Annotated in this window: 5 protein-coding genes and 1 pseudogene; all 6 read right to left on the reverse strand. The window is 35.7% G+C overall.

What is annotated here, in order from left to right:
• Positions 1-486: 486 nt before the first annotated feature.
• The gene (locus tag AC1DTM_RS17480) at positions 487-1,395 is read right to left on the reverse strand and encodes a chemotaxis protein (protein WP_016104401.1); all 909 of its coding nucleotides are present in this window, start codon (positions 1,393-1,395) and stop codon (positions 487-489) included.
• Between the two features lie 140 nt (positions 1,396-1,535).
• The gene (locus AC1DTM_RS17485; protein WP_016104400.1) at positions 1,536-2,021 is read right to left on the reverse strand and encodes a hypothetical protein; all 486 of its coding nucleotides are present in this window, start codon (positions 2,019-2,021) and stop codon (positions 1,536-1,538) included.
• A 270-nt stretch (positions 2,022-2,291) separates the two neighbouring features.
• Entirely contained in the window at positions 2,292-2,627 is a 336-nt protein-coding gene (locus AC1DTM_RS17490; RefSeq protein ID WP_016104399.1) for a DUF3964 family protein, read from the reverse strand.
• Between the two features lie 49 nt (positions 2,628-2,676).
• Positions 2,677-3,900 (reverse strand): flagellar hook protein FlgE, encoded by a 1,224-nt coding sequence (locus AC1DTM_RS17495; protein ID WP_477000562.1) that lies wholly within the window; start codon positions 3,898-3,900, stop codon positions 2,677-2,679.
• A gap of 17 nt (positions 3,901-3,917) precedes the next feature.
• Complete coding sequence (locus AC1DTM_RS17500) at positions 3,918-4,496, reverse strand: flagellar hook assembly protein FlgD (protein ID WP_016104397.1); 579 nt, start codon at positions 4,494-4,496, stop codon at positions 3,918-3,920.
• A 3-nt stretch (positions 4,497-4,499) separates the two neighbouring features.
• Positions 4,500-5,360, reverse strand: a pseudogene (locus AC1DTM_RS17505) (flagellar hook-length control protein FliK); the annotation flags it as partial.
• Positions 5,361-5,421 lie beyond the last annotated feature (61 nt).

Here is a 5,421-nt window from a genome sequence, read left to right on the forward strand (position 1 = left end):
CACGAAATATTACTAACACATTCCAGAGATACATCCTCTTATATTTTTAAATAAAAAAAGCCTACCACTTATTAAGTAAACCAATCAATAATCCCTAAATACAAACAGCTAACTACACGAAAGAGACTATTAATACTTACAGTCATAAACACTCCAGAAACGTTTGATTTCTCTGCCTGTACAAAGCATAGAATACTAAAAAGGAACTAACCAGTACTATACATGGCTAGTTCCTCTCTTTCAGCTAAAAAAATGTATTTTAAACCGATTCTTCAAACTCTCACTCAGAGGCTCACTTCTAACTAAATAGAAAAGAGTTGTAAACCGGTTCTTCAAACCCTCACTCGGAGGCTCACTTCTTTCACTWACCTAAWAACACTCMATATYTMTGGTCTTACATCGCATGGAAACCTATTAGGCACTGACCGCTTCCTCACTYGGCTAGTTCCTCTATCCCAACAAAAAAAAACGCTTTTCAAAACTTTTTTACAACACTAACTTATCAACTAAACCAATTAACTCTTGAATATCAGGCTTACTCACTTGAGCATTCGCTCCAACTGCCTCACCTTTATGGAACAACTCATTCGTAATTAAAGAAGAGAAAATAATAACTGGTAATTGCTTCATTACTTCACTGTCTTTAATTACTTTCGTTAAATGATGTCCATCCATTTTTGGCATTTCAATATCTGTAATAAGCAGATGAATATGTTCAAACATTTTTTCACCTTGCTCTTTTGCTAGTTTTTCAATTTGCGCTAACGCTTCTGCACCATTGCTGAAGAAATTCATTTTCGTATATCCAGCTGTTGATAATGTTTCTTCTAGTATTTGGCGAAGCATCGCTGAATCTTCTGCAATATAAATAACTTTTTCAGCACGATCTGTTTTTTGCTCTAATCCTGAAAGTGTTTTATTGTCATAACCAGTGTTACTAATTTCGCAAACAATTTTTTCATAATCTAACAATAAGATAATTTTCCCATCTAGTTTTACAATTCCAGACGTCGTTTCTTCTAGTCCCATAGATAATGAAGCTGGCTCATCAATTTGTTCCCAAGAAATGCGTTGAATACGATGCACTTCATCAACACGGAAAATAACTTTCATTTGGTTTAATTCCGAGATGATAAATTTCGTTTGATCAAGTGGCTTTATAGATTTTAAATTAAGAGCTGTCGCTAAGTTAATAACAGGTAAGATTTCACCGCGTACTTGAACAACACCTTCAACTGCATGATGAGATTCCGGCACAGTTGTAACAGGGAATGGATTAATAATTTCACGCACTTTCATTACATTGATGCTAAATAAATTTTCACCAACAGTATAAGTTACGATTTCTAATTCGTTTGTTCCACTTTCTAATAAAATACTTTGTGCTTGTGACATAAAGGTGTCGCTCCCCTTTCATTAATTCCATATATCTAATTATTAAGCTTTAATGAACCCCAAAAGTCAACTACCTATATGAAAATATAGGTAGTTGACTGAGCCTTATAGTTTTAAAGTAATAAAAACAGTGGTAAAGCTTAATCTTGTATAAACGAAGCAAGTGCCTCTAGTAACACTTCTTGCGCTCCTACAATTTCTGTCGGCATCGCTTCCCATTTTTTTGCAAGCTCTGTTTCCACTCTCACTCTAAGCTCTGGATTCATTTCTCCTAGTACATATTCCTTTGTAGCTATATCAACATCAAGGAGTGCAAGTGCATATAATTCCGAATCGTTTATTTTTTTAAATACTTGTTTCAATACCGCCGGTGCTATATGTTTTAACTTTTCAATGTGAATTTCCTTATCCGAAAATAGTAACTCATATTGAATAAACGTAACATTTTCTTTAATCACTTTAAAATAGCAATTATTCTTTTTATCATTTACAAAATAACCGTTCGGATCTGCAATAATACTCTCTACTTGACGTATTAAATTAGGCAAACTACTCGCCGTCATTACAGTACGTTGCTCAACCTCACTTGGCGAAATGAATGTAACGCGATACTTATTCTGCGCCATCCTCCTCACCTCTCCTTTTATATAAACTTAGTCTAATTATACAATATAGCACAACTATCTTAAATTAATCTATATCTATTTCAAATCACTGCTCATAGGCCCTATATCTTCAAAGAGAGAAGAGGCACCACCTAAACACTTGGATTCCAGCCTCTCCAACTACCTTAAAACCACTACATATCTCTAGTCTTACAACATACGAGCCACTCATAAGCACTGACCGCTACTACTCATCGCTGGACCCTCTCTCAAAACCTAAAAAGAAAGCTTTTAAGCCCCTTTCAACAACTCAATGTTATTGAACCAAAAAGCAAGCTGCTGATCCGTAATATCCGGCAACATAACGAAAAACTCACGGCACTTCATCTCATCTTTAAACAATTGATACTGCCAAACACCATTACTACCAATACTTACGAAATAAAACTCGTGTATAAGGCCAATGACTGCTTGTTTTTCACCAAACGAATATGGAGGCACTTGTTTGATTTCAAATTGATCTGGTAAATATACATGCTCTTCTCGTTCTATTTTTAACACTTGCTCAGCAAGCTCACGTTTATTTTCGAAAAAAGGCAATTGTAAAATTCGCTCTTGTCTTGTCATACGAATAAAAAACCCTTTCTACTACGTTACAATTTTTCTTTACGATTTATTATCGAATTAAGTTCACAACTTCATTTAATACTTCATCTGAAATTTTAATTACTTTCGCATTTCCTTGGAATCCGCGTTGGTATAACATTAAATCAACGAATTCTACAGATAAATCTACGTTTGCACCTTCTTGTGCGCCACCACGTACTTTTCCTGCACCGTTTTGACCAGATACGCCCATTGCTAAAATACCAGTTGTATTTGTCGCTGTATAGTTACCATTTCCGTTTTTCATTAAACCGCCCTCATTTGGGAACATTGCAACAGCTAATTGACCAGCAGATTTCATACTTCCATCAGAATATTTTACCATCACATATCCACCGTCAGCAATAAAGCAATCTTTAACAGTCGCCGCCGCTCTACCATCTACGTTTGTTACTGATAATGTTTTCTCTGTCGGATGGTTTGTTAATTTACTAAAATCTAAATTTACTGTTCCGCCATTAAACGGAATAGCTGCTCCTGGATTTTGCTGATTTGGATTTCCTACTGCATCAAATGTCATATTACCACCTGCACCTTGAACATCCTGAAACTCTGTTTCTTTTTTCGAATCATTACGCATCTGTACTTTATATGTATAATTATGTTCGCTCGTTTGTTTAAATTCTACACGCATTGTCCATGTATTACCGGCATCATCATATACAGGCAATTCTTGCGTAATCTGTTTTGCATCAGTTGGAATATTCCCTCCGATTACTCCTTTTGACGTTCGAATACCACCGATTGCTGATCCCATTGGAATTTGCAACGGTCCTGGAATACCAGATAAATCAACTTCACCAGTTGCTGCATTTGCAGGATATGCGAATACGTATTGGCCTTCTGTATTCGTAATATAGTAATCTGAAGATATCCCGAACGTACCTTTACGCGTAAATTCCATGTTGCCGCCTTTTGAATCACCAACTACGAAGAAACYATTACCTTCCATTGCTGCTTGTGTTTTACCACCCGTTAACGTAATTGTACCATCGCTATAGTCCGTAACTGTTCCGCTCATTTTCACACCGTTACCGATACTTTTCGGGTTCGTTCCTGCGTATTTACCATCGCCTTTTGCACCAATTGAATTGTTGTACAGTAAATCATCAAACATTGCTTTTTGTTTTTTATAACCAACTGTTTGTGCATTGGCAATATTATTTGAAGTAACACTTAATGCATTTTGTGTTGCATTCATTCCTGTAATACTTGTATATAACGCTTTAATCATAACGTATGGACACTCCCTTATGAATTTGTTATTTTTACTTCTTCAGCTACTTTTTGATCGTCTTTCTTTGCATCTTCTGGATTCGTTTCTCCAATTGGTTTATCAGACACTCTTTCCACGAAACGAAGAGACACTACTTTATTATCAATAACGAGCTGTACTTCGTTATTTTCTGCAAGGCGAACTGTTTCTACTTGACCAGTTACTTTGTTCCCTTCACCGTCAATACCTCTTACATACTTTCCTAAAAACTTCATTCCACCATCAAGCGCTGTCGAATGCATCGTCGTTCTTAAAGAGTCAACTGCTTTTGTCATATTTTGTACTTGTTCCATAAGAGATAACTGCGCTGTTTGGTTCATCATTTGATTCATATCCATCGCATTAAATGGATCTTGATGTTGGAAACTCGATAAAAACAATTTTAGGAAATCATCTTTTCCCATTACCCCAGGAGTTTTTTGCTCCCCTGCTGAAACTCCATTTGTTTGTTGAACTGGCGATTGTACACCGTTAACAGGTACATTACTTTTTTGCGCTCCTGCTTGTAACGGAATATGATTTGTACTCGTTGTATTTAATCCAACTGTTGGCACGCTTTATTCCTCCAATAATCCCGCAAATTCTTTTGATTGTTGTTTCTCATGTTTCGTATTTGCTAATTTTTGTTTTTGCCTTTGCTCTTGTTCTCGTTGTTCTTTACGATGTTCATCTTTTTCTGAATAACTAATTTGAATATTAATTTCTTTTTCTTTTAACTTTAGCTTCAAATCGTCAAAAATCATTTCAACACGTTTTTTCGCATCGTGTTTTTCCATTTCTACATGAACCTCAATTTGATCTCCATGCTTTTTCATAAATACAGTTAATGTACCAAGTTTTTCTGGATTTAGCTGGAATAAAACACGTTCTTGTTTCACTACAAACTTTTGCAATGCTTCTACTTGTGCTTCCATTTTCTTACCTAAGTCAGGTAATGTAACCTTCTCAGCTCCACTATTTTGTTTTCCTATTTGGTCAGTACCCGTTGCTTTATTTAATAACTCAGCTCCGGCTGAACTGGAATCATTTAACTGATCGACTTTTGATAACTCTACCTTCACATCATCGCTCTCTGCTTTCGGGAGTTCTACTTCCTTAGACTCCTCTTGTTTCTTTGCAATATTACAAGTTTCTGATTCTACGACTTTTAATACTTGCAACGTCTGCTCTGGCATTGTCACCTTGTCTAACGCCATTTGCATTGTATCTTCTAAACATATGACATTTTTAATATTCATGTTCGAAAGGAGTTCTTGTAATTGTTGTAATTCAGCTGCAGGCAATTCGTTCAGTTTAATATTTCCGTATTCTTTATATAATTCTTGTATTTTTTGTATGTATTGATATAACAATTCTGGCTGCACACGTAATTGCTCAATTGCAATCATTTGCTCAGATACAGCTAGTAATAATTGTTCTTACTAGCTGTATCTGAGCAAATGATTGCAATTGAGCAATTACGTGTGCAGCCAGAATTGT

The sequence above is a fragment of the Bacillus sp. P4_D3 genome, from assembly GCF_056401855.1.

What these genes read in the sequence shown, in the direction of transcription:
- AC1DTM_RS17480 (WP_016104401.1), bottom strand. Translation starts at nt 1,395, where the DNA reads ATGTCACAAGCACAAAGTATTTTATTAGAAAGTGGAACAAACGAATTA.
- AC1DTM_RS17485 (WP_016104400.1), bottom strand. Translation starts at nt 2,021, where the DNA reads ATGGCGCAGAATAAGTATCGCGTTACATTCATTTCGCCAAGTGAGGTT.
- AC1DTM_RS17490 (WP_016104399.1), bottom strand. Translation starts at nt 2,627, where the DNA reads ATGACAAGACAAGAGCGAATTTTACAATTGCCTTTTTTCGAAAATAAA.